This is a genomic window from Rhizobium album (assembly GCF_003122325.1).
Taxonomy (GTDB): domain Bacteria; phylum Pseudomonadota; class Alphaproteobacteria; order Rhizobiales; family Rhizobiaceae; genus Metarhizobium; species Metarhizobium album.
Genome location: NZ_QFBC01000010.1, coordinates 22,640 through 45,164, shown reverse-complemented (window position 1 = coordinate 45,164; position 22,525 = coordinate 22,640). Strand labels below are relative to the sequence as shown.

23 protein-coding genes and 1 pseudogene are annotated in these 22,525 nt (G+C 63.0%); 15 read left to right on the top strand and 9 right to left on the bottom strand.

Going from position 1 to position 22,525, the window contains the following annotated elements; genetic code table 11:
• The first annotated feature begins 129 nt into the window (after positions 1-129).
• The 3 genes from hflK (at position 130) to DEM27_RS20085 (ending at position 3,918) form a co-directional block, all read left to right on the top strand.
• Positions 130-1,233, top strand: a complete 1,104-nt coding sequence (gene hflK, locus DEM27_RS20095) for an FtsH protease activity modulator HflK (protein WP_109460043.1) — start codon at positions 130-132, stop codon at positions 1,231-1,233.
• A complete protein-coding gene (hflC, locus tag DEM27_RS20090; protein WP_109460042.1) occupies positions 1,230-2,174 on the top strand; it encodes a protease modulator HflC in 945 nt (314 codons plus the stop codon). The genes hflK and hflC overlap by 4 nt, the downstream gene beginning before the upstream one ends.
• 190 nt (positions 2,175-2,364) lie before the next feature.
• Positions 2,365-3,918: a Do family serine endopeptidase gene (locus DEM27_RS20085; protein ID WP_109460041.1), complete on the top strand. Its 1,554-nt coding sequence runs from the start codon at positions 2,365-2,367 to the stop codon at positions 3,916-3,918.
• Positions 3,919-3,938: 20 nt separating this feature from the next.
• Here the strand turns inward: DEM27_RS20085 and DEM27_RS20080 are convergent, their stop codons facing one another.
• Entirely contained in the window at positions 3,939-4,511 is a 573-nt protein-coding gene (locus DEM27_RS20080) for a GNAT family N-acetyltransferase (RefSeq protein ID WP_109460040.1), read from the bottom strand.
• A 27-nt stretch (positions 4,512-4,538) separates the two neighbouring features.
• The gene (gene serB / locus DEM27_RS20075; RefSeq protein WP_109460039.1) at positions 4,539-5,429 is read right to left on the bottom strand and encodes a phosphoserine phosphatase SerB; all 891 of its coding nucleotides are present in this window, start codon (positions 5,427-5,429) and stop codon (positions 4,539-4,541) included.
• On the opposite strand from serB, the gene miaA reads away from it, so the two are divergent.
• A complete protein-coding gene (miaA, locus tag DEM27_RS20070; RefSeq protein ID WP_420028842.1) occupies positions 5,428-6,327 on the top strand; it encodes a tRNA (adenosine(37)-N6)-dimethylallyltransferase MiaA in 900 nt (299 codons plus the stop codon). The two genes, serB and miaA, sit on opposite strands and share 2 nt — an antisense overlap.
• Positions 6,328-6,334: 7 nt before the next feature.
• Here miaA and DEM27_RS20065 read toward each other — a convergent pair whose 3' ends face one another.
• Positions 6,335-8,431, bottom strand: a complete 2,097-nt coding sequence (locus tag DEM27_RS20065) for an ATP-binding protein (RefSeq protein WP_109460037.1) — start codon at positions 8,429-8,431, stop codon at positions 6,335-6,337.
• Positions 8,432-8,809: 378 nt separating this feature from the next.
• Between DEM27_RS20065 and DEM27_RS20060 the strand changes: the two genes are divergently transcribed.
• The 3 genes from DEM27_RS20060 (at position 8,810) to ilvN (ending at position 11,577) form a co-directional block, all read left to right on the top strand.
• Positions 8,810-10,567 (top strand): acetolactate synthase 3 large subunit, encoded by a 1,758-nt coding sequence (locus DEM27_RS20060; RefSeq protein WP_109460187.1) that lies wholly within the window; start codon positions 8,810-8,812, stop codon positions 10,565-10,567.
• A gap of 56 nt (positions 10,568-10,623) precedes the next feature.
• Positions 10,624-10,911, top strand: coding sequence for an AbrB/MazE/SpoVT family DNA-binding domain-containing protein (locus tag DEM27_RS20055; protein ID WP_109460036.1), 288 nt, complete (start codon positions 10,624-10,626; stop codon positions 10,909-10,911).
• Positions 10,912-11,004: 93 nt separating this feature from the next.
• Positions 11,005-11,577: an acetolactate synthase small subunit gene (gene ilvN / locus DEM27_RS20050; protein ID WP_109460035.1), complete on the top strand. Its 573-nt coding sequence runs from the start codon at positions 11,005-11,007 to the stop codon at positions 11,575-11,577.
• 6 nt (positions 11,578-11,583) lie between these two features.
• Here the strand turns inward: ilvN and DEM27_RS20045 are convergent, their stop codons facing one another.
• Positions 11,584-12,429 (bottom strand): aldo/keto reductase, encoded by an 846-nt coding sequence (locus tag DEM27_RS20045; RefSeq protein ID WP_109460034.1) that lies wholly within the window; start codon positions 12,427-12,429, stop codon positions 11,584-11,586.
• 192 nt (positions 12,430-12,621) lie between these two features.
• Between DEM27_RS20045 and DEM27_RS20040 the strand changes: the two genes are divergently transcribed.
• From DEM27_RS20040 to DEM27_RS20020, 5 genes are all read left to right on the top strand, one after another.
• Positions 12,622-13,215, top strand: a complete 594-nt coding sequence (locus tag DEM27_RS20040) for a LysE family translocator (RefSeq protein WP_109460033.1) — start codon at positions 12,622-12,624, stop codon at positions 13,213-13,215.
• Between the two features lie 27 nt (positions 13,216-13,242).
• On the top strand, positions 13,243-13,893 hold the full coding sequence (gene nthA, locus DEM27_RS20035; protein ID WP_109460032.1) for a nitrile hydratase subunit alpha: 651 nt from the start codon (positions 13,243-13,245) through the stop codon (positions 13,891-13,893).
• Positions 13,890-14,549, top strand: a complete 660-nt coding sequence (nthB, locus tag DEM27_RS20030; protein ID WP_109460031.1) for a nitrile hydratase subunit beta — start codon at positions 13,890-13,892, stop codon at positions 14,547-14,549. Before nthA ends, nthB begins: the two co-directional genes overlap by 4 nt.
• Positions 14,536-14,916 (top strand): nitrile hydratase accessory protein, encoded by a 381-nt coding sequence (locus DEM27_RS20025; protein ID WP_109460030.1) that lies wholly within the window; start codon positions 14,536-14,538, stop codon positions 14,914-14,916. The genes nthB and DEM27_RS20025 overlap by 14 nt, the downstream gene beginning before the upstream one ends.
• 105 nt (positions 14,917-15,021) lie before the next feature.
• Positions 15,022-16,149, top strand: coding sequence for an ATP-dependent DNA helicase (locus tag DEM27_RS20020; RefSeq protein ID WP_109460186.1), 1,128 nt, complete (start codon positions 15,022-15,024; stop codon positions 16,147-16,149).
• A 12-nt stretch (positions 16,150-16,161) separates the two neighbouring features.
• Here DEM27_RS20020 and DEM27_RS20015 read toward each other — a convergent pair whose 3' ends face one another.
• Together DEM27_RS20015 and DEM27_RS20010 are read right to left on the bottom strand one after the other, a co-directional pair.
• Positions 16,162-16,854, bottom strand: coding sequence for a MerR family transcriptional regulator (locus tag DEM27_RS20015; protein ID WP_109460185.1), 693 nt, complete (start codon positions 16,852-16,854; stop codon positions 16,162-16,164).
• A gap of 403 nt (positions 16,855-17,257) precedes the next feature.
• Entirely contained in the window at positions 17,258-18,433 is a 1,176-nt protein-coding gene (locus DEM27_RS20010; protein WP_109460029.1) for a hypothetical protein, read from the bottom strand.
• Positions 18,434-18,690: 257 nt separating this feature from the next.
• Here DEM27_RS20010 and DEM27_RS20005 point away from each other — a divergent pair, with 257 nt between their 5' ends.
• Positions 18,691-19,443 carry a pyridoxine 5'-phosphate synthase gene (locus tag DEM27_RS20005; protein WP_109460028.1) on the top strand — a complete coding sequence of 251 codons (753 nt, stop codon included), beginning with the start codon at positions 18,691-18,693 and terminating at the stop codon, positions 19,441-19,443.
• Between the two features lie 3 nt (positions 19,444-19,446).
• On the opposite strand, the gene DEM27_RS20000 is transcribed toward DEM27_RS20005, so the two are convergent.
• Positions 19,447-20,334, bottom strand: coding sequence for an SDR family oxidoreductase (locus DEM27_RS20000; protein WP_109460027.1), 888 nt, complete (start codon positions 20,332-20,334; stop codon positions 19,447-19,449).
• Positions 20,335-20,475: 141 nt separating this feature from the next.
• Here DEM27_RS20000 and DEM27_RS19995 point away from each other — a divergent pair, with 141 nt between their 5' ends.
• Both DEM27_RS19995 and DEM27_RS19990 read left to right on the top strand, forming a co-directional pair.
• Complete coding sequence (locus tag DEM27_RS19995) at positions 20,476-20,895, top strand: winged helix-turn-helix transcriptional regulator (RefSeq protein ID WP_109460026.1); 420 nt, start codon at positions 20,476-20,478, stop codon at positions 20,893-20,895.
• A 15-nt stretch (positions 20,896-20,910) separates the two neighbouring features.
• Positions 20,911-22,146, top strand: a complete 1,236-nt coding sequence (locus DEM27_RS19990; RefSeq protein ID WP_109460025.1) for an FAD-dependent oxidoreductase — start codon at positions 20,911-20,913, stop codon at positions 22,144-22,146.
• Here the strand turns inward: DEM27_RS19990 and DEM27_RS34695 are convergent.
• Together DEM27_RS34695 and DEM27_RS19980 are read right to left on the bottom strand one after the other, a co-directional pair.
• A pseudogene (locus DEM27_RS34695) lies at positions 22,143-22,238 on the bottom strand (MarR family transcriptional regulator); the annotation flags it as partial. The gene DEM27_RS19990 and the pseudogene DEM27_RS34695 overlap by 4 nt on opposite strands.
• A gap of 21 nt (positions 22,239-22,259) precedes the next feature.
• Positions 22,260-22,481: a hypothetical protein gene (locus DEM27_RS19980; RefSeq protein ID WP_109460024.1), complete on the bottom strand. Its 222-nt coding sequence runs from the start codon at positions 22,479-22,481 to the stop codon at positions 22,260-22,262.
• Between the last annotated feature and the right edge of the window lie 44 nt (positions 22,482-22,525).

The window sequence follows — 22,525 nt, the reverse complement described above, 5'->3', positions numbered from 1 at the left end:
ATTGGCCGCAAGTTTAGCATGTCGCGTTGAAAGCACTGGCTGCGATACCTATAAGGTGGATAACGGGTGCCGGTGGCTGTTTGGGTTACCGGTGCGTCGGTTTGCGCAAGTCTTACAGATGAGGTTTTGATGCCCTGGAGCAATCAGAATGGTGGCGGCGGCGGCCCTTGGGGGGGCGGCGGCGGCAATAATCAGGGGCCTTGGGGCCAGGGACCGAACCGCCCGCGTGGCGGCGGTGGCGGCAACAATGGCGGCCCTCCGGATCTCGAAGATATCATCCGGCGGGGTCAGGACCAGTTGAAGAACATCATTCCCGGTGGTTTCAATGGCGGCGTGCTCGTCATTCTCGCCGGTGTCCTCGTCATCTTCTGGCTCATCCAGTCGATCTATACCGTGCAGCCCGACGAGCGCGGCGTCGAACTGCGCTTCGGCAAGCCGAAGCAGGAAATCGCCATGCCGGGCCTGCACTTCCACATTTGGCCGTTCGAGACCGTCGAGATCGTCAAGGTGACCGAGCAGCAGCAGAATATCGGCTCGAAGGCGTCGTCCTCGTCGAATTCCGGCCTGATGCTGTCCGGCGACCAGAACATCGTTAACGTGCAGTTCTCCGTGCTCTATACGGTGAGCGACCCGAAATCCTATCTCTTCAATCTCGAAAATCCGGCCGAGACCCTGCAACAGGTGTCCGAGAGCGCGATGCGCGAAGTGGTCGGCCGCCGTCCGGCGCAGGACATCTTCCGCGACAACCGCCAGCAGATCGCGGCAGAAGTGAAGAGCACCATCCAGACGACCATGGATCATTACGGTTCGGGCATCTCGGTCAATGCGGTGGCGATCGAGGATGCGGCACCGCCGCGCGAAGTCGCCGACGCCTTCGACGAAGTGCAGCGTGCCGAGCAGGACGAGGACCGCTTCGTCGAGGAAGCCAACCAGTACGCCAACCAGAAGCTCGGCCAGGCGCGCGGCCAGGCGGCGCAGAACCGCGAAGAGGCGGCCGCCTACAAGGACCGTGTCGTCAAGGAAGCCGAGGGTGAAGCGCAACGCTTCGTCGCCATCTACGACGAATATTCCAAGGCGCCCGACGTCACCCGCAAGCGGCTCTTCCTTGAAACGATGGAAAACGTGCTGAAGAATTCCAAGAAGATCATCATCGACGAAAAGCAAGGCGTGTTGCCTTACCTGCCGCTCAACGAGATCACCCGTCCGCAGTCGCAGCAGGGAGGGACGCAATGATGTCCGGCCGTTTGCCCGCTTTCCTGATCGGCCTCGCCGTCGTTCTCGGGATCATCTATTCGTCGGTTTTCGTGGTCAACGAGCGCGAGCAGGCGATCGTCGTCCGCTTCGGTCAGATCCGCGACGTCAAGACGGAGCCCGGCCTGTATTTCAAGCTGCCCTTCGCCTTCATGGATGCCGACCGCGTCCAGTACCTACAGGACCAGGCCTTGCGTTTCGATCTGGACAATATCCGTGTCCAGGTTTCGGGCGGCAAGTTCTACGAGGTCGACGCTTTCGTGGTCTACAAGATCACCGACGCGCGCCGGTTCCGCGAGACCGTGTCGGGTGACCGGGAGGCCGCTGAGTCGCGCCTGCGCACCCGCCTCGACGCTTCGCTGCGCCGGGTCTACGGTCTGCGCGGCTTCGAAGCGGCGCTGTCGGATGCCCGCGCCTCGATGATGAAGGAGGTCGGCGACGACCTGCGTCCGGATGCCGAATCGCTCGGCCTGCGCATCGAGGACGTGCGTATCCGCCGCACGGACCTTACCCAGGAAGTCTCGCAGCAGACCTTTGAGCGCATGAAGGCCGAGCGTCTTGCCGAGGCCGAGCTGATTCGTGCCCGCGGTAACGAAGAAGGCCAGCGGCGCCGGGCGATTGCCGACCGCCAGGTGGTCGAGCTGATCGCCGGAGCCCAGCGCGATTCGGAAATCCTGCGAGGCGAGGGCGACGCCGAGCGCAACCGCGTCTTTGCCGATGCTTTCCAGCGGGATCCGTCCTTCTTCGAGTTCTACCGCTCGATGCGCGCCTACGTCGCCGCCATTGCCAACCCGGATACGACGATGGTGCTTTCGCCCAATTCGGAGTTCTTCCGCTTCTTCGAAAACTCGGCCGGTGCCGCGGCTCAGTCGACGGAGGGTGCCGTGCCGGTGACGGGCGGAGCGGCCGTCCCGGCGAACTGAGGCCGGACGACCATCAGACGATCCCTGAGGAGGCCGGTTTTCCGGCCTCTTTCGTTTGGATGGCTTGGGCGCCGCAGCCTGCCGCTCGCGGCAATATGATGCCGCTGCCCTGAAAAGGCCATTTAACCTGTGATCATTCCGAACTATGGTGGCGCCTCCGCGTCCCGAAGATCCAGCACGAGGAAGCCCTATGGCGCTGACGATACGATCATCCCTGAAACGTTCACTGGCGATGCTGGCGACTGCGAGCCTGATTGCCGGCGCTGTGGTGCCCGGCGTGCAGGCACAGGGGATGGCGCCCGGCACCGGGCCGGCTTCGGTCGCCGACCTTGCCGAAGGGCTGCTCGACGCCGTCGTCAACATCGCGACGTCGCAGAACGTCAAGGAGAAGGACGAAAGCGGACCGCTGCCGCAGATCCCGGAAGGATCGCCATTCCAGGAATTCTTCAACGATTTCTTCAAGGGCGACAATGACGGCAGCGGCAGCCACAAGGTCAATTCGCTGGGCTCCGGCTTCGTCATCGACCCCGCCGGCTTCATCGTCACCAACAACCACGTCATCGAAGGCGCCGACGATATCGAGGTGGTGTTTCCAAACGGCTCGAAGCTCAAGGCCAAGCTGATCGGCACCGATCCGAAGACCGACCTTTCGGTGCTCAAGGTCGAGCCGAAGGCGCCGCTCAAGGCGGTCAAATTCGGCGATTCGAAAGTCATGCGCATCGGCGACTGGGTGATGGCGATCGGTAACCCGTTCGGCCTCGGCGGCTCGGTGACGGTCGGCATCATTTCCGCCCGCGGGCGCAACATCAATGCCGGCCCCTACGACAATTTCATCCAGACCGATGCGGCGATCAACAAGGGCAATTCCGGCGGTCCGCTCTTCAACATGAAGGGTGAGGTCATCGGCATCAACACGGCGATCATCTCGCCGAGCGGCGGTTCGATCGGCATCGGTTTCGCCGTTCCGACGGAACTGGCGGAAAATGTCGTCAAGCAGCTGATCGAATTCGGCGAGACGCGCCGCGGCTGGCTCGGCGTGCGCATCCAGCCGGTCACCGACGACATCGCCGAGAGCCTCGGCCTCGACCGGGCGCGCGGCGCGCTGGTCGCCGGCATCGTCAAGGGCGGGCCGGTCGAGAACGGCCCGATCAAGACCGGTGACGTGATCTTGACATTCGACGGCAAGTCGGTGGCCGAGGTGCGCGACCTGCCGCGCGTCGTGGCGGAAAGCCCGGTCGGCAAGGCGGTCGACGTGATCATCCTGCGCGACGGCAAGGAAGAGACCGTCAAGGTGACGCTCGGCCGCCTGGAAGACAGTGTCGACACGGCGGCGGCGCAGACCGATCCCGTCATCGTTCCCGAAGGCGAAGAAGAGGCTGTTCCGGATACGGGTGACAATGAGCAGGCGACTCCCGACACGCCGCAGCAGGATGGTGACGTGACGCCGGCTACGGCTCTCGGCATGACGCTCGGCGCGCTGGATGCGGAGGGGCGCAAGTCCTTCGGTATTTCCGAAGGTGTGGAAGGTGTCCTGATCACCGAGGTGGCCGACGGTTCCGTGGCGGCCCAGAAGGGCGTCAAGAAGGGCGAGGTCATCGTCGAAGTGGCTCAAAGCTTCATGGAGACGCCCGCAGCCGTCGCCCAGAAGCTGGCCCAGTTGAAAAACGAAGGCCGGCGCAATGCTCACCTGATGATCGCCGGCGCCAGCGGCGACCTGCGTTTCGTCGCCTTGCCGTTGGAGTGACGAACGGCTGCGTTTCCGGTTCAGGGCTTTCCCGGCTGGCGGGCGCGCCATTCATCCGCCCTTATGACGTAAACGACGTGGCGCTTTAATTGTGGATGGATGTCGGGCACGCGCGGATGATCGAAATCGCGTTCGGGGGCGCGATGCATGCCGAGCCGTTCCATCACCGCCGTCGAGCGGCGGTTGGCGCTGACGGCAAACGAGACGATCTCCGGAAGGCCGACGGTGCTGAAACCGTGGTCGATCAATGCCGCTGCCGCTTCGGTTACATAACCCTTGCCCCAGAAGCGGGTCGCCAGCCGCCAGCCGATCTCGACGCCCGTCGTTTCAAGCTGCGGTTCGAGATTGGGGCGCGAAAGGCCGCAAAAGCCCATCGGTTCGTCGGTCGCCTTGTCGGCGAGGGCATAGAAGCCCAGGCCCGTGTCATCGATCATTCCCCTGACCTTGTCGAACAGCGCGTCCGATTCCGCCTTGGTACGGCGAAAGGGGAAGAATTCCATCACCTTGCGGTCGGCGTTGATCTCGTGGAAGAGGTCGCGGTCGGCTTCTTTCCAGTTGCGTAACAGCACTCTTTCAGCGTCAAGAATGCGCATGGCGGCTCGCTTTCGAAGGAGAACGTTTCAGCTGGTGACGAATTCATGCTTGCGATACCCCTGCAGGTAAAGCAGGGCGGTCAGGTCGCCATGGTCGATGCGGATCTTCGCCTGTGCCGAAACCACCGGTTTGGCATGCAGGGCGACGCCGGTGCCGGCCAGTTGCAGCATGCCGAGATCGTTGGCGCCGTCGCCGACCGCAATCGCCTCCTGCGGCGAGAGGCCGAGTTTGTTGGTGATGTCGATCAGTGCATCCACCTTCGCCTGCTTTCCGAGGATCGGCTCGGCGACGAAGCCGCTCAGGAAACCGTTCTCCTGCAGCAGCACGTTGGCGCGGTTTTCGTCGAAGCCGAGACGGGCGGCGATGGGCCCGGTGAACACCGTGAAGCCACCGGAAACCAGGGCCGTATAGTGGCCGCGCGCCCGCATGGTGGCGATGAGTTCCGGACCACCGGGCATTAGGGTGATGTGCTTGCGAATGACATCGTCGACCACCGAGAGCGGCAGGCCCTTCAGCAGGGCGACGCGCTCGCGCAACGCCGGTTCGAAGGCGATCTCGCCGTTCATTGCCCGGGCGGTGATCGCGGCGACCTTGTCCTTCAACCCGGCTTCGGCGGCCAGCTCGTCGATGCATTCCTGCTGGATCATCGTCGAATCCATGTCGGCGATGAGGAAGCGCTTGCGGCGCCCGTCGGCATCCTGCAACGCCACGTCGATGGGGGCGCCGGCGATCACTGCGCGGATCGCCGCTTCCCCTGCCGTCGTATCGCTGCCGTCGCGAAGCACGATGTCGCAGGCGATCCCGTCCGCCAGCCAATAGAGGCCGGCGGCCTCGACGGTGGCTGCGGCCTGTTCCGCGATGGACGGGGACAGGACGGGATTTGACGGATTGGCCATAAGCGTGGCAACGAAAGCCATGATGAAGAACCTTGAAAACGATAGGGACGCGATCCTGATAACCGGGCCGACCGCCAGCGGCAAGTCCGCGCTTGCCGTCAGGCTGGCGCGGGAGCACGGCGGCGTGGTGATCAATGCCGACAGCATGCAGGTCTATGACACGCTGCGCATCCTGACGGCACGTCCCTCCGAAGACGAAATGGGTGGTGTTCCGCATCTTCTCTACGGCCATGTTCCGGCGCGCGAAACCTATTCCACCGGTGCGTGGCTGCGGGATGTGACGGCCTTGCTGCCGCGCCTGCGCGCGCAAGGCCGTCTGCCCGTCTTCGTCGGCGGCACCGGCCTGTATTTCAAGGCGCTGACCGGCGGTCTCTCGCAGATGCCGGAGGTCGATCAGGATGTCCGCTGCAGCGTGCGGCTGAAGCTGCGCGATCTCGGCCCGGAGGCGTTGTTCCGCGACCTCATGGAGCGGGATCCGCAGGTGGCAGGGACGCTCAATCCGCAGGACGGGCAGCGCATCGTGCGGGCCATCGAGGTGCTGGACAGCACCGGCCGCTCGATCTCGACATTCCAGCAGACAGCGGGGCCAATGGTGATCGATCCCGACCGGGCGCGAAAAATCGTCGTCCTGCCCGACCGGACCGTGCTGCACGATCGTATCAACCGCCGGTTCGAGCGGATGCTGGAGGAAGGGGCGGTGGATGAGGTTCGCGCCCTGCTTGCGCTCGACCTGCCGGCCGATGTGCCGGTGATGAAGGCGATCGGCGTGTCGCAGATCGCCGGCCTGTTGCGCGGGGAGCTGGACAGGGCGGCGGTGATCGAAAGCGGCGCGGCGGCAACGCGGCAATATGCCAAGCGGCAGATGACGTGGTTCCGCAACCAGATGGATGACAGCTGGGAGCGTCTTTCGACGCCCTGAAAATCGTTCAGTCCTTGCGATAGAGGCTGCTGAGCGGCTTCTTCAGGATGCTTTCGCGCAGCGACATGCCCGGATCGCGGCGAAGCGAGCTGCCGGAGGCGGCGTCTGGTTCCGGCTGGGCCGCCCGGTAGGGCGCCGGCGGGGAATCCGGCACCATGCGCCTTGTCTCGGGATAGGCTGTTGAAGCCGGGCGTTGCCCGGCGAGCGGTTCGTCCATGGACCGCCGGCGCTGGTCGTAGCCTGTCGATGGCTCCGGCGATGCGGGCGAGCCGGCACGGGGCAGCATGTCGGCCCGGTAGGGCTCCGGCGGCGTCAAGCTGCGCTCAATGGAACGACCCGGGGAATGGGCCGACGTCTCGCGCATCGGCATTGTATAGTCGCCGTCGAAATCGTCGCCGTCCAGCGTTGCCGAGTAGCTTTGCTGGAATGCCGAGATGTCGGGCCCGGAAATGGCCCGCATGCGGCTGACGATGCCGCGCAGATCGACCGTGTCGGGCGTCTCGTCGGTCGACTTGGCCGTTGCGCCGTTGGCTTTCGGCAGCAGGTTTTCCTCGACGCGGGTAAACCGCATGCGCATCGGAACGGCAATGGCCTCGCCGAAAGCGATGGCTTCGCCGTTGCCGATCGAAGAAATGAATTTGGTGGTCGAGATCGACGAATTGGGGATCGCCGAGCGGATGATTTCCTGGTCTCGGTCGTTGGCGAGCCGCATGGCAAACAGCGTCGAGCACTGCGACAGGATCGTCTGGTCGAGCTCTCCGGGCCGCTGGGTGATGATGCCGAGCGACACCCCGTACTTGCGGCCTTCCTTGGCGATGCGGGCGATGGCCTGGCGGGTCGGGATGAAACCGAGTGTCGGATCGGACGGCACGTAGCGGTGCGCTTCTTCGCAGACGACGAGCATGTGGACCGCACCATTGCTCCACAGCGCCAGTTCGAACGCCATGCGGCAGAGCACCGAAGCGACCGAATTGACCACTTCGGACGGAATGCCCGACAGCTGGAACGTGCTGATCGGCCTGCTGTCGCCCGGGATGCGGAAGATATGGGCGATCGTCTCCATGATCGTGTCGCTGATCGTATTGTTGGAGAACATGAAGTGGTAGCGCGGATCGTTGATCGCCGAGATGACGCGGATCTTCAGCGAGCGCAGGAACGGTTTTTCGCTACGGCCTTCCAGTTTGCCGATACGGTCGTCGATGAGGGCGAGAAGGTCGGCAATGCGGTAGGGAACGGGTGTGTCGGCAGTGACCGAACTCTTCTCCGTCTGGCGGCGCATCAAGGGCGAGTCGCTGCCGCGAAAGGCGCGCTTGGCCTCCGGGATCAGGTCGCGCAGCATGTCCAGCTCTTCCGCCACCGGCGGCCGGCCGCGAAACAGCACTTCGGCGAATTCTTCGAGGCGCATCAGCCAGAAGGGCAGGTCGAGCGTGTCGGTATCGATGACGACGGCATGATCCGGGAAGGCGGCGGCGAATTCGTTGTGCGGGTCGAGGATCAGCACGCGCAGCTTCGGATCGGAAGCGATGGCGCGGTGCAGGAGCAGCGAGACGGCCGTGGATTTTCCGACGCCTGTCGAGCCGACGACGGCAAAATGTTTCGACAGCATCGACGGGATGTGGATCGTCGCGTCGATGCTCTCGTCCTGGGTCAGCTTGCCGACGACGCAGGTATCGGTCTTGCCGGTGTCGTAGATGCGGATGAGGTCTTTGGCGCGGATGCGGTGGGCGATGGCGCCGAGATAGGGATAGCGTGAAATGCCGGTGGAGAATTGCTCCTTGCCGTCGGGATGGACCTGGACTTCGCCGAGAAGCTCCACCTCGATCTGGAAGTGGTTGTCCTGCTGCTCGCCCCAGCTTTTTTCGCCGACGGCCATGGCATAAGCAAGCGCCACGACGCGGTTCTTGCCGACGGAGATGGAGATCAGCCTGCCGACCGACCAGAGTTCAGTGAGATCGGTGCCGCCGCCTTCGGCGACCGCCGCAATGGTGGCGCGCGAACCGTTGCACGCAATGACCCTTCCGAGAAAGCGGTTGCCGGGGTGCATCCCGTCACGGCGATCGCTTTCTCCGGCCTTGCCGGATGTCTGGAGGTCATTATTAAGCAACGTCGCTCCCGATACGGAAACAGGAAGGCTTGGTGGGCGGATTGGTAAGCCGCGGGCCTTCTTCCTCATGGCAGACCATATCGGTGCCGGCTTAACAACTGGTGTAGGCAGTTGTGCGGGTTTCGGGCTGCGGCGCAGCATCGTTTTATGAAGAAGCGCGTTGACGTGCCGAATATTTCTGTCTATCACTTCGCGCTATGAAGATTTTTGGCAACCTTATTGTGGTGGGAACGCGCATGGGCAGGGTGGTGTAACCATCCGGCGGTAGCCACCCATGCGCGACAGACAGGCTCCTAAGGGGCCTTTTTTTATGTCCAAATTTTCCATCCAACCCGAAAAAGCAGCAGAACGGAAACAGGCATGACGGGCAAAGAACAGATGACGGGCGCGGAGATCGTTCTCAAGGCGCTGAAGGACAATGGAGTCGAGCATATCTTCGGCTATCCCGGCGGCGCCGTGCTGCCGATCTACGACGAAATCTTCCAGCAGGACGATATCCAGCACATCCTCGTGCGTCACGAGCAGGGCGCCGGCCATGCGGCCGAAGGGTATGCCCGCTCGACCGGCAAGGTCGGCGTCATGCTGGTGACGTCGGGTCCGGGCGCGACCAACGCCGTCACGCCGCTGCAGGACGCGCTGATGGATTCGGTGCCGCTCGTCTGCCTCAGCGGCCAGGTTCCCACCTCGCTGATCGGCTCCGACGCCTTCCAGGAATGCGACACCGTCGGCATCACCCGCCCCTGCACCAAGCACAACTGGCTGGTCAAGGACGTCAACGACCTGGCCCACGTCATCCATGAGGCCTTCCGCATCGCCCAGTCCGGCCGTCCCGGCCCGGTCGTCGTCGATATTCCGAAGGACGTGCAGTTTGCGACCGGCTTCTACGAGCCGCCGTCCGAGCACCTGACGCAGCAGAGCTACCAGCCGAAGGTTCAGGGCAACCTGAACAGCATCCGCGCCGCAATCGAGCTGATGGCGACGGCGCGCCGGCCGATCTTCTACACCGGCGGCGGCGTCGTCAATTCCGGCCCGGAGGCCTCCAAGCTGCTGCGCGAGCTGGTCGAGCTCACCAATTTCCCGATTACCTCGACGCTGATGGGCCTCGGCTGCTATCCGGCCTCCGGTTCGAACTGGCTCGGCATGCTCGGCATGCACGGTTCCTACGAAGCCAACATGGCGATGCATGATTGCGACGTCATGGTCTGTGTCGGCGCCCGTTTCGACGACCGCATTACCGGCCGCCTCAACGCCTTCTCGCCAAACTCCAAGAAGATCCACATCGACATCGATCCGTCGTCGATCAACAAGAACGTTCGTGTCGACGTGCCGATCACCGGCGATGTCGGCCATGTCCTGGAAGACATGGTCCGCCTGTGGCGGGCGCTGCCGAAGAAGCCGGAAAAGGCGCAGACGCAGGACTGGTGGACGAGCATCCAGCGCTGGCGGGCCCGCAATTCTTTTGCCTATGCGCCGAGCAACGATGTCATCATGCCGCAATACGCGCTGCAGCGTCTGTATGAATTCAGCAAGGGCCGCGACACCTACATCACCACGGAAGTCGGCCAGCACCAGATGTGGGCGGCGCAGTTCTTCGGTTTCGAGCAGCCCAATCGCTGGATGACCTCGGGTGGTCTCGGCACCATGGGTTACGGCCTGCCGGCGGCGCTCGGCGTGCAGGTTGCCCATCCCGACGCCCTCGTCATCGATATCGCCGGCGACGCCTCGATCCAGATGTGCATCCAGGAAATGTCGACGGCGATCCAGTACGGTCTGCCGGTGAAGATCTTCATTCTCAACAACCAGTACATGGGCATGGTGCGCCAGTGGCAGCAGCTGCTGCACGGCAACCGCCTGTCGAACTCCTATACGGAAGCCATGCCCGACTTCGTCAAGCTGGCGGAAGCCTACGGCGCCGTCGGCCTGCGCTGCGAAAAGCCGGGCGAGCTCGACGACAAGATCCAGGAGATGATCGAGGTCAAGAAGCCGGTGATCTTCGATTGCCGCGTCGCCAACCTCGCCAACTGCTTCCCGATGATCCCCTCGGGCAAGGCCCACAACGAGATGCTGCTGCCCGACGAAGCCACCGACGAGGCCGTCGCCAACGCCATCGACGCGAAGGGGCGGCAGCTGGTTTGATCGGCGCGGGGGATGCGGTTACTTTGATCGTGTCCCCTCTTTTTCGGAGAAATGTCATGAGCAGAACGAAGATGTCGAAAGCGGGCGCCGTGGTGCTTCCGAAGGCGGTTCGCGATGCGCATGGCTTTTCCGAAGGCACCGAATTCGAGGTCATCGACGGCGGCAGGGAGATCACGCTGCGGCCGGCGGAGGCGAAAGCGGAACCGCCGAAGAAGACGCTGACGGTGGAGGAGTTTCTCGCGATGCGGCCTGTCTACAAAGGACCACCGCTAACCGACGAAATGATCCGAAAGGGCATAGAGGAGGAAGCGCGCCGGCGCTGGGATGAGGAAAACGGCCGCTGATACGAATATTTTCGCCCGCCTGTCTGCATTCCGACGCCGCCATCGAGCTGGCGTCCTGAAACCCTAATTCCTGAAACAACGGATAGAAACGACATGAACGCACACCTTCAACCCACGGGCTCCGCCTACTTCATCTCGCCCGAAACCGCCAAGGTCGAAAGCCACACGCTTTCGGTGCTGGTCGACAACGAGCCGGGCGTCCTTGCCCGTGTCATCGGCCTGTTTTCCGGCCGGGGCTACAACATCGAGAGCCTGACGGTTTCCGAAACCGAGCACGAATCGCATCTGTCGCGCATCACCATCGTCACCCGCGGCACGCCGATCGTTCTGGAGCAGATCAAGACGCAGCTGGAGCGCATCGTGCCGGTCCACCGTGTTGTCGACCTGACGGTACGTGCACGCGATCTCAAGCAGGAGCGGCCGATCGAGCGCGAAGTGGCGCTTATCAAGGTGGCCGGCACCGGCGAGAGCCGCGCGGAAGCCCTGCGCCTGGCCGACGCGTTCCATGCCAAGGTCATCGACGCCACCGTCGAGCATTTCATCTTCGAACTCACCGGCAAATCGTCGAAGATCGATCAGTTCGTGGCGATCGTGAAGCCGCTGGGACTGATCGAAGTTTGCCGCACTGGGATCGCGGCGATGAACCGCGGCCCGCAGGGCATGTAACAATGCTTAAAGCATCGCCAGCGAAGTCTTCCTCGCCGGCGGCGGAAAGGCGGCGTCGAGCACGGCCCAATCCTCGTCGGTGATGTCAAGATCGAGCGCGGCGCGGTTTTCCTCGACGCGATGCGGATGGCTGGTCTTCGGAATGGCGATCACGCCCTCGCGTTCGAGGACGAAGGCGAGGGCCACCTGTGCCGGCGTCGCCTGATAGGCCTTGGCGATGTCGATGAGATCAGGGTGGTGCAGCAGCCGGCCCTGTTCGATCGGCGAGTAGGCCATGATCGGGATGTTGCGCTCCTGGCAGAACGGCAGGAGATCGTATTCGATGCCGCGGCGGCCGAGATTGTAGAGAACCTGGTTGGCCGCGACGTTTTCGCCGCCGGGCACAGCGAGCAGTTCCTGCATGTCGTCGACGTCGAAATTCGAGACGCCCCAGGCGCCGATCTTTCCGGCCCGCTGCAGTTCCTCGAAAGCGGCGACGGTATCGGCAAGCGGATGATCGCCGCGCCAGTGAAGAAGGTAGAGGTCGATTCGATCGGTGCCAAGGCGCTGCAGGCTGCGGTCGCAGGCCTCGATCGTTCCGCGCCGGCTGGCATTCCAGGGATAGACCTTGCTGACCAGGAAGACCTCGTCGCGCCGGCCGGCGATGGCGCTACCGGTGACTTTTTCGGCGCCGCCTTCGGCATACATCTCGGCGGTATCGATCAGGGTCAGCCCCAGGGAAAGCCCCGCCTGAAGGCTTTCGATCTCCCTTGCGGCATCGGCGGCGTTTTCGCCCATGTTCCAGGTGCCCTGGCCGAGGGCGGGCACGCTGATGCCGGAAGGCAAGGTGACGGTGGGGATGGGATCGTGCATGAAACTCCTCCGTTGCGCCGTTCGGGCAGGCGCGGTGACGATATCCGGTTTCCCCTGATGCAGCCAGCGATTTGCGGCCGCCCTCAGCGCGACGAAACCACGGAATGGCCAGGCGGTTTGTCACAATGACAAGTTTCCGTCTGGCGCAACCGGAACGACTTCAGTATGCCGAATTTCTTTGCGGAGAATGGAATGCCGTTCGAGACGCTGCTTGCACTGGTTTTGTTTGCCTTCACCACCTCGATCACCCCCGGGCCGAACAACATGATGCTGTTTGCCTCCGGTGTGAATTTCGGCTTCCGGCGCACCATTCCGCATATGCTGGGCATCGGTGCCGGTTTCTTCTCGCTGCTGCTCGGCGTCGGCTTCGGGCTCGGGGCGCTGCTGCACACGGTGCCGTTGCTCTATACAGTCCTGAAATTCGCCGGTGGTATCTACCTCGTCTGGATCGCCTGGAAGATCGGCACGTCGCGGGCGATCGGCGAGGCCGAAGCGGGTGCGCGGCCGATGACGTTTCTCGGCGCTGCGGCGTTTCAATGGGTCAACCCGAAGGCCTGGGTGATGGCCGTGACGGCCATGGCGACCTATACCGACACCGAGCGGTATTTCTTCACCGTCACGGTTGTCGGCCTGGCCTTCGGAATAGTCAACCTGCCGAGCGTCTCGACATGGGCAGGTTTCGGTTCGGCGCTGCGGGAGTGGCTGTCGGTGCCGGTGCGGCTCAAATGGTTCAATATCACCATGGCCGTGCTGCTGGTGTTGAGTTTGTGGCCGATGCTCAAGTAGGATCGGTTCGAACATCGGGAGCAGGGCATGGCCGACCATCATCACCACCATGGGCACGATCACGACCAGGGACACGATCATCCGGAAAACCATTATTCCGATATGCAGGCGCGCGTAAAAGCGCTGGAAAGCCTGTTGTCGGAAAAGGGGCTGATCGATCCGGCCGCCATCGACGCGATCGTCGAGACGTATGAAACCAGGGTCGGGCCGCGCAACGGCGCCAAGGTGGTGGCAAAGGCCTGGAGCGATCCGGCATTTGCCGACTGGCTGAAGCGGGATGCCACGGCGGCGATCGCCAGCCTTGGTTTTACCGGCCGGCAGGGCGAACACATGCGGGCCGTCTTCAACACGCCGGACATCCACAATCTCGTCGTCTGCACCCTGTGTTCCTGTTATCCGTGGTCGGTGCTGGGCCTGCCGCCCGTCTGGTACAAGGCGCCCGCCTATCGCTCGCGGGCAGTCATCGATCCGCGCGGCGTGCTTGCCGAATTCGGCGTGGCGCTGCCGGAGCAGACCCGTATCCGCGTCTGGGATTCGACGGCGGAACTGCGGTACCTCGTCATCCCCGAGCGGCCGGCCGGCACCGAGCACCTCGATGACGAGGCGCTTGCCGATCTGGTCAGCCGCGACGCGATGATCGGCACCGGCGTGGTGCGCGCGCCGGAGGAACAGGCATGAACGGCCCGCACGATCTTGGCGGCCAGATGGGTTTCGGTCCCATTGCGCCGGAAAACAACGAGCCGATCTTTCATGCGGACTGGGAGAAGCGGGCGCTCGGACTGACGCTGTGCTGCGGCGCGATGGGCCACTGGACCATCGACGAAAGCCGTCATGCCCGCGAAAACATCCCGCCCGCCAACTATCTTTCGGCGAGTTATTACGAGATCTGGATCCGTGGCATCGACATGTTGCTGGAGCGCCATGGTTTTGCGACACGCGAGGAATTGTTCTCCGGCCGCATGTCCGGTGCCGGCACGGCGCCCAAACGTGTGCTGCAGGCTGAAAACGTGCCGGCGACGCTGGCGCGTGGCGGACCGTGCGAGCGGCCGACCGGGACGAAGCCGGCCTTTGCCGTCGGGGACCGGGTGCGGACCCGTAATTTCAACCCGACCGGCCACACTCGCCTGCCGCGTTATGCCCGGGCAAAACAGGGCATCGTCGAAGTGGTGCAGGGCTCTTTCGTGTTTCCCGACGACAATGCCCACGGCCGCGGCGAAAACCCGCAATGGCTCTATACCGTGGTCTTCGATGGCCCGGAGATCTGGGGCGAGGGCGCCGATCCGACGCTGACGATTTCGATCGATGCCTGGGAGAGCTACCTTGAGCCTTTGTGAGCCGCGCTCCGTCCTGACGCAATCTCCGGGCCTGCCGAAGTCGGCTGAGGGCGATCCGGTCTTTCCCGAGCCCTGGATGGCGGAGGCTTTTGCGCTGACGGTGCATCTTCACGAACGTGGCCTGTTTGCCTGGAGCGAATGGGCCGGGGCGCTGGCGACGGAGGTTCATCGCCCGGGACGGGCCGAAGATGGCAGCGATTATTTCGAATGCTGGGTGGCGGCGCTTTCGGCGCTGCTCGTCCGGCTTGGGGTTATGCACGAAGCCGATATCGCCAGGCTGCAGGCAAGCTGGCAAAGGGCAGCCGAGGCAACGCCGCACGGGCAGCCGATCGAGCTTGCCAATGATCCCGAGCGCCAGGGCTGCTGATCTCCGAGCTTCGCTGGCGTCCGATCTGAAAGAGGCGAGGGACGATTGCCGCCATGCGGCTTTTCCGGCTTGCCTATCGCCGCCGAATCCTGCCAAGTCGCCGCCATGCAATTTGCTCCGCAACAAGACGAAGCCCTGAAGGCCGTTTCGCGCTGGCTGAAGGAAGGGCGGCAACCGGTCTTCCGGCTGTTCGGTTATGCCGGCACCGGCAAGACGACGCTTGCACGCTATTTTGCCGAGCATGTCGACGGCGAGGTGCTGTTTGCCGCCTTCACCGGCAAGGCGGCGCAGGTGCTGCGCTCGCGCGGCGCCAGCAATGCCAAGACGATCCATTCGCTGATCTATCGTCCGCGCGGCGAGGAGGAAGTGGCAAACGAGGAGACCGGCAAGACTTCCATCGCGCCGATGTTCTCCATCAACCGCCAGAGCCCGGTCGCCAAGGCGGCGCTGATCGTCATCGACGAATGCTCGATGGTGGACGAGCAGCTCGGCCGCGACCTCATGAGTTTCGGCACGCCGATCCTCGTGCTCGGCGATCCCGGCCAGTTGCCGCCGGTTTCGGGCGGCGGTTATTTTACCGAGCAGGAGCCGGACTACCTGCTGACGGACATCCATCGCCAGGCACGCGACAACCCGATCATCCAGCTTGCCATGCATGTGCGCGAAGGCAAGGAAATCCTCTACGGCGACTACGGCACGGCGAAGGTGATTTCCAAGAACGAGGTGACGCAGCCGCTGGTGCTCGAGGCCGACCAGGTGCTGGTGGGGACGAACAAGACCCGCCGGCGCTACAACCAGCGTCTTCGCGAACTGAAGGGGTTCACGGCGGATTATCCGCAATCCGGCGACAAGCTGGTCTGCCTGCGCAACGACCCAGCCAAGGGCCTGCTCAACGGCTCGCTCTGGCAGGTGATGAGTTCGTCGAAAGAAACCGTGAAGCCTGGCATCAACCTGATGATCCGCCCCGAGGACGACGACATGGATCGCGGCGCGGCGAAGATCAAGCTGCTGAAAGCCGCCTTCGAGGATGTCGAGGGCGAAATTCCCTGGTCGACACGCAAGCGTTACGACGAGTTCGACTACGGTTATGCGCTGACGGTTCACAAGGCGCAGGGCTCGCAATGGAACGACGTCGTGCTCTTCGATGAAAGCTGGGCTTTTCGCGATACGAGGGAACGCTGGCTCTATACGGCCGTCACCCGTGCGGCGGAAACGCTGACCATCGTGCGCTGACCGCGATTTTTCTCAGGAGTGGACAATTCCGAGAAGCACGGCCTTGGCAATCGCCTGGAAGCGGTTGTTGGCATTGAGCTTCTGGATGATGCCGGTTTCCATCGCGGTGATCGCCTTGACGGTGGTGTCGAATGCGCGGGCGAGCCGATGGGGCGTGTATCCTTCGGCCATCAGTTGCAGGCACGTCTGCTCGTCGGCGGAAAACAGCGATATCTCGCGGTTGTCGTTGGTTGCCATGCCGGGTTCGGCCGGCTGGCGGTCGAGCAGGATCGTCACCTGCTGCATCTGGCGGTGCACCGTGGACAGGCCGGAAACCAGTTCCCGCTTGCGGATCGACAGGGCCTCCCGGAAAATCCTGTCGGCATCCTCCTGGGTTTCCGCCTGCTGCAATTCCTCCATCAGTTCCTGGATGACGGAAATCGGCATGCCGATTTCCCGGCAGATGTTGATCACCGACATCTGTAGTACGTCCTGATGGTCGTAGACGCGCATCGGCCCGATGCGGCTGGCGGTGATCAGGCCTTTTTCCTCATAGAAATGCAGCGTGCGGTGCGTGACGCCGAAGGCATTCGCCATCTCGGCGATGGCCACGGTTCCCGACGGCAGGTTTCGCGGCAGGTCGACATCCGGCAAGAAACGATATTGACCTGCGAGACCCTTCTTCGATGGTTCCAGGCTGCGCAAGCGCCCCGCATCTTCAGACATGAACACCCCTTCCATGGTCATGACGGTATTTCGAACAATACGCTGAAAATTGTACTTCAGACGCAGAAGGAGGATTTGATCGACTGCCTTGTTGCAACGCGAACCGCATGAACTCTTCCGGACATCCTTCAACACAAGTCAATTTTACGTGGGACTTACGGTAGAGTTTATTGTCCAAATTGTAAGTCCAAGATTTAACGGATAGTTATTCACCATCGCGGCGCTGCCGGAGACTGCCGGTTTAAGGAAAATTCATCAGAGAATTCATGTATTTAAGCTGTAAATCACATCCTGAAACAGGATGCGCAAAAATGCGTCCGGATACGGCATGTAACGGAATGACACAATAGAAGAAGCAAGGCGCTGTACCGGTATTCGTCGATGGCAGGGCGCGTCCGGACGATCAGGCGCCGGTGAGCGGCAGGCGTCCGGCTTCCCGTTCGCGGGCCATCGAGGTGAGGGTTTCCAGTTCGCTGATGAAGCGTTCCGGATGCTCGGTCGGCACCAGCTCGGACTGGCATCCCCAGGCGGCCTGGAACGTCTGGCGGGATTTCTCGAGATGGTAATCCTGCGTTGCCTTCAGGCACTGCATCAGGCGGCTTGAGGACGCATTCTGGTCTGCATAAGCATAAACCGAGCTGTTGACCGCGAGGCTATGGCTTGCAAACGAGCTTGCCGCGAAGGCTCGCTCACTGACCGAATGCAGGCTTTTTTCCGCTACCGTTTCCGAATGGACCAGTTCGCCGCTCGGCTTGTGGTGCAGCGACAGCAGGATACCGCCCTGGTCGTCGACGGGACTGATCGACAGGATGAAATCGAGTTGCTCGTCCTGCCGCACGAGGGCATCCGCCTGGCTGAAGCTGCTGACCAGTTCCACGGATGAAAGCTGGATGGTGGCGTGGCGCAGGGCGTCGGCAAGCGGCGCGGAGACCGGCGATGCCGTATGATTGTTGGCGACGGCAATGCGGGGCAGGGCCGAGGCCTCCCGATAATACCCCGAGGGGCTGCTGATCGCTGTGGCTTCCTTCGGCACGAGATAACGGCTGGTGGCATGCAGTCCGAGTGCGGTGATATTGAGCACGGTGACTGCCAGCAGTCCCGCCGAGGCGAGACGATACCGCCCCCACGGGCCTGCACTTGCGGCATTCCCGGCAATGTCCGCTGCGGGAATGCCGATCGTTCCGGAATCCCCATCATGGCTTTCGGCCGGGTTTTCCAAGCCGCCGTCCTGCTGTTCCTGCCATTCGTAGACAGGAACATAGCCGCCCACCGGAACCTGGATGCGAATCGTGTCTTCGGCGCCTTCGTTTGCGTAATACTGCTGCAGCAGCTTGCGCAGCTTGCCGGCCTGGACGCGCACCAGCGGATCGCCGCCCGGGTCGAAGGATTCCGTGCGGGCGAAGACGTCGACGCCGATCGTGTAGCCCTTCAGCTGGTGGCCCAGCCCTTCCTGCTCTTTCTTGACCACGTAATCGAGAAAAGTCCGCAGTCGTTCCGAGCGAGAAAACGTCTCGCTTCCAAGGATCTTGCTCAGGCTGGATCTGACCAGTTCGCCGTCGATGGTTCGGGGATGTGTCATCTTGTCTTGCAGAAGGCCTCCCTACGGCCCTGAGGGTGAATCTCATCTCACCCAAAGTATCAGAGAATTACACCGGTTTACCGGCCCAACGCAACCGGCATCACCATCCGCAGCTGCTTATGCGACGATCTGTCGGGTTTGTTCGGGCCGGCAAGGCTTATCAATTTCGCGAATATATTCATACGGCAAAGGCGTTGGTATTATGGCGGCGCTTGGCATAGAAGGATGAAATTCGTCCCGTTACCCGGAAGAGATCCATGCCCGCCAAGCTTTCCGTCAATATCAACGCCATCGCCATGCTTCGCAATCGCCGGGACCTGCCCTGGCCGAATCTGGAGGCCCTCGGGCGGATCGCGCTGCAGGCGGGTGCCTACGGCTTGACGGTCCATCCCCGCCCGGACCAGCGCCATATCCGCTTTTCGGACCTGCCGGTGATCCGTGCCCTGATCGACGACGAGTTTCCGCAGGCGGAGTTTAACATCGAGGGATATCCGACCGATGATTTCCTGGCGCTGTGCGAAGCAAGCGAGCCGGAGCAGGTGACGCTAGTGCCCGACGATCCGTCGCAGGCGACCTCCGACCATGGCTGGGATTTCCGCAAGCATCGGTCGTTCCTGGAAACGGCGGTCGGCAAGCTCAAGAAGAAGGGATGCCGCGTCTCGCTGTTTGCCGATGGCGACGGCGATGCCGAGGCGGTGAAGATCGTCCGCGACCTCGGCGCCGACCGGATCGAGCTTTACACCGGCCCCTATGGCGGCTGCTACGACGATCCGGTGCGCGGCAAGGCGATTTTGGAGAAGCTGGGAGAGACGGCAGACGCAGCGTTTGCCGTCGGACTCGGCGTCAATGCCGGCCATGACCTGACGGTGGGTAACCTGCCGGCGCTTGCGGTGCGGATACCCGATCTTGCCGAAGTGTCGATCGGCCATGCGCTGACGGCCGATGCGCTGGAATACGGCATGGCGGAAACGGTGCGTCGCTTCCGCCGTGCCTGCGGCGAGACGATCTGACGATTAGCCGAGCAAGGCAGCCTTGTTGGCGGCGAAGAAGTCGCGCAGCGGCTGCGGTTCGCCGCCGGTGAGGCGCTTGAAATCGTCGGTGACGATGTCGAACTTGCCGGCGCGCGTATTGGCGTCGGCTGAGACGAGCATATTGGCAACGAACTCGGGCAGGCCGGCGCCGGTCAGGCCCTGATGCAACTGCTCGTCGGTCACGGTGACGACGGCGAGCGGCTTGCCGGTGACGTCGGCGGCTACCGCGGCGATTTCCTTGTCGGTCAGCGATTTCGTGCCGGTCAGCGTGTAGGTCGCGCTTTCGGTCTTGCCCGAAGCCAGCGCCGCGGCAATTGCCCTGGCGCAATCGTCACGCGAGATCGTAGCCACACGGCCGTCGCCGGAGGCGCTGTACCAGGTGCCGACCTGCAGGTTGTGCGGCATCGTATGCAGGTAGTTGTCGTGATACCAGGCATCGCGCAGGATTGTGTAGGCGAGGCCGCTGGCCTTGATCGCCTGCTCCGTGCCCGCGTGGTCGCCGGCAAAGCTCACCAGCGAATCGTCCGGCGAAGGCATCGAGGTGTAGGCGATATGCTTGACGTCGGCGCGGACGGCGGCTTCGACGGCTGCCTTGTGCTGGATAAGACGCTTGCCGGGCGTGGCCAGCTCGTCGGTCGAGATCAGCAGCAGGCGATCGACGCCCGCAAAGGCTTCAGCCATACCAGCGGTGTCGTCGAAATCGACCTTGCGCGTGGCGATGCCCTTGGCGGCGAAAGCGGCGAGTTTCTGCGGATCGCGGCTGGCGGCGACGATGCTGGCCGGGGCGACGCCGTAGGTTTCCGTCAGGTGGTGAAGCACGCGCTGTCCAAGCTGGCCAGCTGCACCGGTAACGAGAATGGTCTCACTCATGGTCTAATCCTGTTCGACGGGCCGGCGGATCGGCGGCCACTGCGTTGCGGTCTCAAAAAGAGACCAGCACTAGAATAGGAATTGACAGGCGTCTGTAAAGAAGGCAGTTTTTTCGCCATACGTTACCAAAAGGGAACCATCATGGGTGCCTCCATCTTCAGCCTGAAACCGAACAAGGCCGGCAAGCCGGAACGGCAGATCGACATGTCGAAGCTGGATTTCGCCAACTGCCCGGTTCGGGACATGCTGAACCAGATCAGCGGCAAGTGGTCGACGCTGCTGATCGAGGCACTGGCGACGAAACCTTATCGCTTCGGTGAATTGCGGCGGATGATCCCGGATATTTCGCAGCGGATGCTGACCCAGACGCTGCGGGAACTGCAGCGCGACGGCTATATCGAGCGTGAGGTTTTTCCCACCAAACCGCCGAGCGTCGAATACCGCCTGACCGATCTCGGTTATTCGCTCTACGAGCCGCTGGCGAAACTCCTGAATTGGGCGGAGGCCAATCACGAGGCCGTGCGTCATGCCCGCGCCCGCTTCGATGCTATCAGCCTCTGATCCAGAAGTTCAGTGATGAAACCATGTCGTGTCGCCATTATCGGTGCCGGGCCTGCAGGCCTTGCGGCGGCGCTTTTCCTCTCACGCGCCGGGCACGGGATCGAGCTGATCGAGCGTTTTGACGCGCCGGCGCCCGTGGGCTCCGGGCTGATGCTGCAGCCGACCGGGTTGACCGTTCTCGATACGCTGGGGTTGGGGGCGGCGATCCATGCCGCCGGCAACCGCATCGACCGGCTCTACGGCGCGGATGCCACAAGCGGACGCGCCGTGCTCGATGTCCGTTACGATGCCGGGCCGGGCGGGCGGTATGGGCTGGCTGTGCACCGGGCCGCGCTGTTCACCGTGCTGCACGATGCGGTCGCCGCATTGCACTTGCCGATCACGACCGGTTGCCACGTCACCGGTGCCCGGGAAAACGCTGACGGCGTCTTCCTGTCGTGCGCCGAGGGCGAGGAGCGCGGTCCTTACGATCTGGTCATCGATGCCAGCGGCGCCCGTTCGGCACTTGCAGCCGGTTCTGCGGTGGCGCCATCGGTGCGCGACCTGGCCTACGGCGCCTTCTGGACGACCGTCGAGCACGCCGAAGGGCATTTCGATACGCATGCGCTGACGCAGCGTTACGATCAGGCGCGGGTGATGATCGGCGTGCTGCCGGTCGGGCGTCTGTCTGCCGACAGCCCGGCACGCGCCGCCTTCTTCTGGAGCGTCAAGGTCGGCGAGGCCGATGAGGTGCGCCGGCGCGGCCTCGATCGCTGGAAGGTCGATGTGCTGGGCTACTGGCCGGCCTGCGCGCCGCTGCTCGACCAGGTGCAGGACTGGGAGCAACTGACACTCGCCCGCTATATGCACCGGACCATGGCAACGCCCCATAGCGGCCGGCTGGTCTTTGTCGGCGATAGTTTTCATTCCACCAGTCCGCAGCTGGGGCAGGGGGCGAACATGGCCCTGCTCGACGTCGCCGCTCTCGCCCATGCGCTGGAGCGACACGACGATCTGGGGCAGGCGCTGGCGAGTTATGCCGCGGCGCGGCGCACGCATGTGCGCCTCTTCCAGATGTTGTCGCTGATGTTCACGCCTTTCTACCAGTCGGATTCCGCAGCACTTGCCTGGCTGCGCGACCGGCTGGTCGCCACCATCGCCCGCGTGCCCCCGGCGCCATGGCTACTGGCGTCGATCGTCTCCGGTACGCTGGTCGATCCGTTCGAGGCCGCCGGGCTGCGCGAATGTCGTTGGCTGGAAAGGGGTGGCTAGAGGTCCAGCACCCAGGTCTGGCCGTTGAGTTCAGGACCGAACATGTGATGCTGTTCCTCCGCGACGAGCCGGAATCCGGCTTTGACGTAGATATGCCCGGCATTAAAATGCCATCAGAGTTGCCAGGGCCGATGTCTTCGCCGTTCCTCCTCCAGGTCTGGCTGGTTGCTGTTGCATGCCGACAGGCCGATATCGTCGAGAAGGTGCGGATCGTTGCGGGCGAACAATTCGTTCAGGGCCTTGTCGCGCTCGGTCTCCGCCTGGCTACGAAACAGCCTCGATGGCAATCCTTTCAACATGTCCAGAAACCCGATAGTCTTGAACGACTGCGCCATGACCTTTCTCCCGCTTGCGAACCAGACCAGTATGAGGCGGCAGT

Bases quoted from the DNA above. Each gene is read 5' to 3' on its own strand.
- DEM27_RS20055 (WP_109460036.1), top strand. From the start codon at position 10,624: ATGAGCAGAACGAAGATGTCGAAAGCGGGCGCCGTGGTGCTTCCGAAG.
- DEM27_RS20000 (WP_109460027.1), bottom strand. From the start codon at position 20,334: ATGAGTGAGACCATTCTCGTTACCGGTGCAGCTGGCCAGCTTGGACAG.
- DEM27_RS20085 (WP_109460041.1), top strand. From the start codon at position 2,365: ATGGCGCTGACGATACGATCATCCCTGAAACGTTCACTGGCGATGCTG.
- DEM27_RS20040 (WP_109460033.1), top strand. From the start codon at position 12,622: ATGCCGTTCGAGACGCTGCTTGCACTGGTTTTGTTTGCCTTCACCACC.
- DEM27_RS20080 (WP_109460040.1), bottom strand. From the start codon at position 4,511: ATGCGCATTCTTGACGCTGAAAGAGTGCTGTTACGCAACTGGAAAGAA.
- DEM27_RS20015 (WP_109460185.1), bottom strand. From the start codon at position 16,854: ATGTCTGAAGATGCGGGGCGCTTGCGCAGCCTGGAACCATCGAAGAAG.
- serB (WP_109460039.1), bottom strand. From the start codon at position 5,429: ATGGCTTTCGTTGCCACGCTTATGGCCAATCCGTCAAATCCCGTCCTG.
- DEM27_RS20020 (WP_109460186.1), top strand. From the start codon at position 15,022: ATGCAATTTGCTCCGCAACAAGACGAAGCCCTGAAGGCCGTTTCGCGC.
- DEM27_RS20060 (WP_109460187.1), top strand. From the start codon at position 8,810: ATGACGGGCGCGGAGATCGTTCTCAAGGCGCTGAAGGACAATGGAGTC.
- DEM27_RS20045 (WP_109460034.1), bottom strand. From the start codon at position 12,429: ATGCACGATCCCATCCCCACCGTCACCTTGCCTTCCGGCATCAGCGTG.
- DEM27_RS19990 (WP_109460025.1), top strand. From the start codon at position 20,911: ATGAAACCATGTCGTGTCGCCATTATCGGTGCCGGGCCTGCAGGCCTT.
- hflK (WP_109460043.1), top strand. From the start codon at position 130: ATGCCCTGGAGCAATCAGAATGGTGGCGGCGGCGGCCCTTGGGGGGGC.
- ilvN (WP_109460035.1), top strand. From the start codon at position 11,005: ATGAACGCACACCTTCAACCCACGGGCTCCGCCTACTTCATCTCGCCC.
- nthB (WP_109460031.1), top strand. From the start codon at position 13,890: ATGAACGGCCCGCACGATCTTGGCGGCCAGATGGGTTTCGGTCCCATT.
- hflC (WP_109460042.1), top strand. From the start codon at position 1,230: ATGATGTCCGGCCGTTTGCCCGCTTTCCTGATCGGCCTCGCCGTCGTT.
- DEM27_RS19995 (WP_109460026.1), top strand. From the start codon at position 20,476: ATGGGTGCCTCCATCTTCAGCCTGAAACCGAACAAGGCCGGCAAGCCG.
- DEM27_RS19980 (WP_109460024.1), bottom strand. From the start codon at position 22,481: ATGGCGCAGTCGTTCAAGACTATCGGGTTTCTGGACATGTTGAAAGGA.
- DEM27_RS20010 (WP_109460029.1), bottom strand. From the start codon at position 18,433: ATGACACATCCCCGAACCATCGACGGCGAACTGGTCAGATCCAGCCTG.
- nthA (WP_109460032.1), top strand. From the start codon at position 13,243: ATGGCCGACCATCATCACCACCATGGGCACGATCACGACCAGGGACAC.
- miaA (WP_420028842.1), top strand. From the start codon at position 5,428: ATGATGAAGAACCTTGAAAACGATAGGGACGCGATCCTGATAACCGGG.
- DEM27_RS20005 (WP_109460028.1), top strand. From the start codon at position 18,691: ATGCCCGCCAAGCTTTCCGTCAATATCAACGCCATCGCCATGCTTCGC.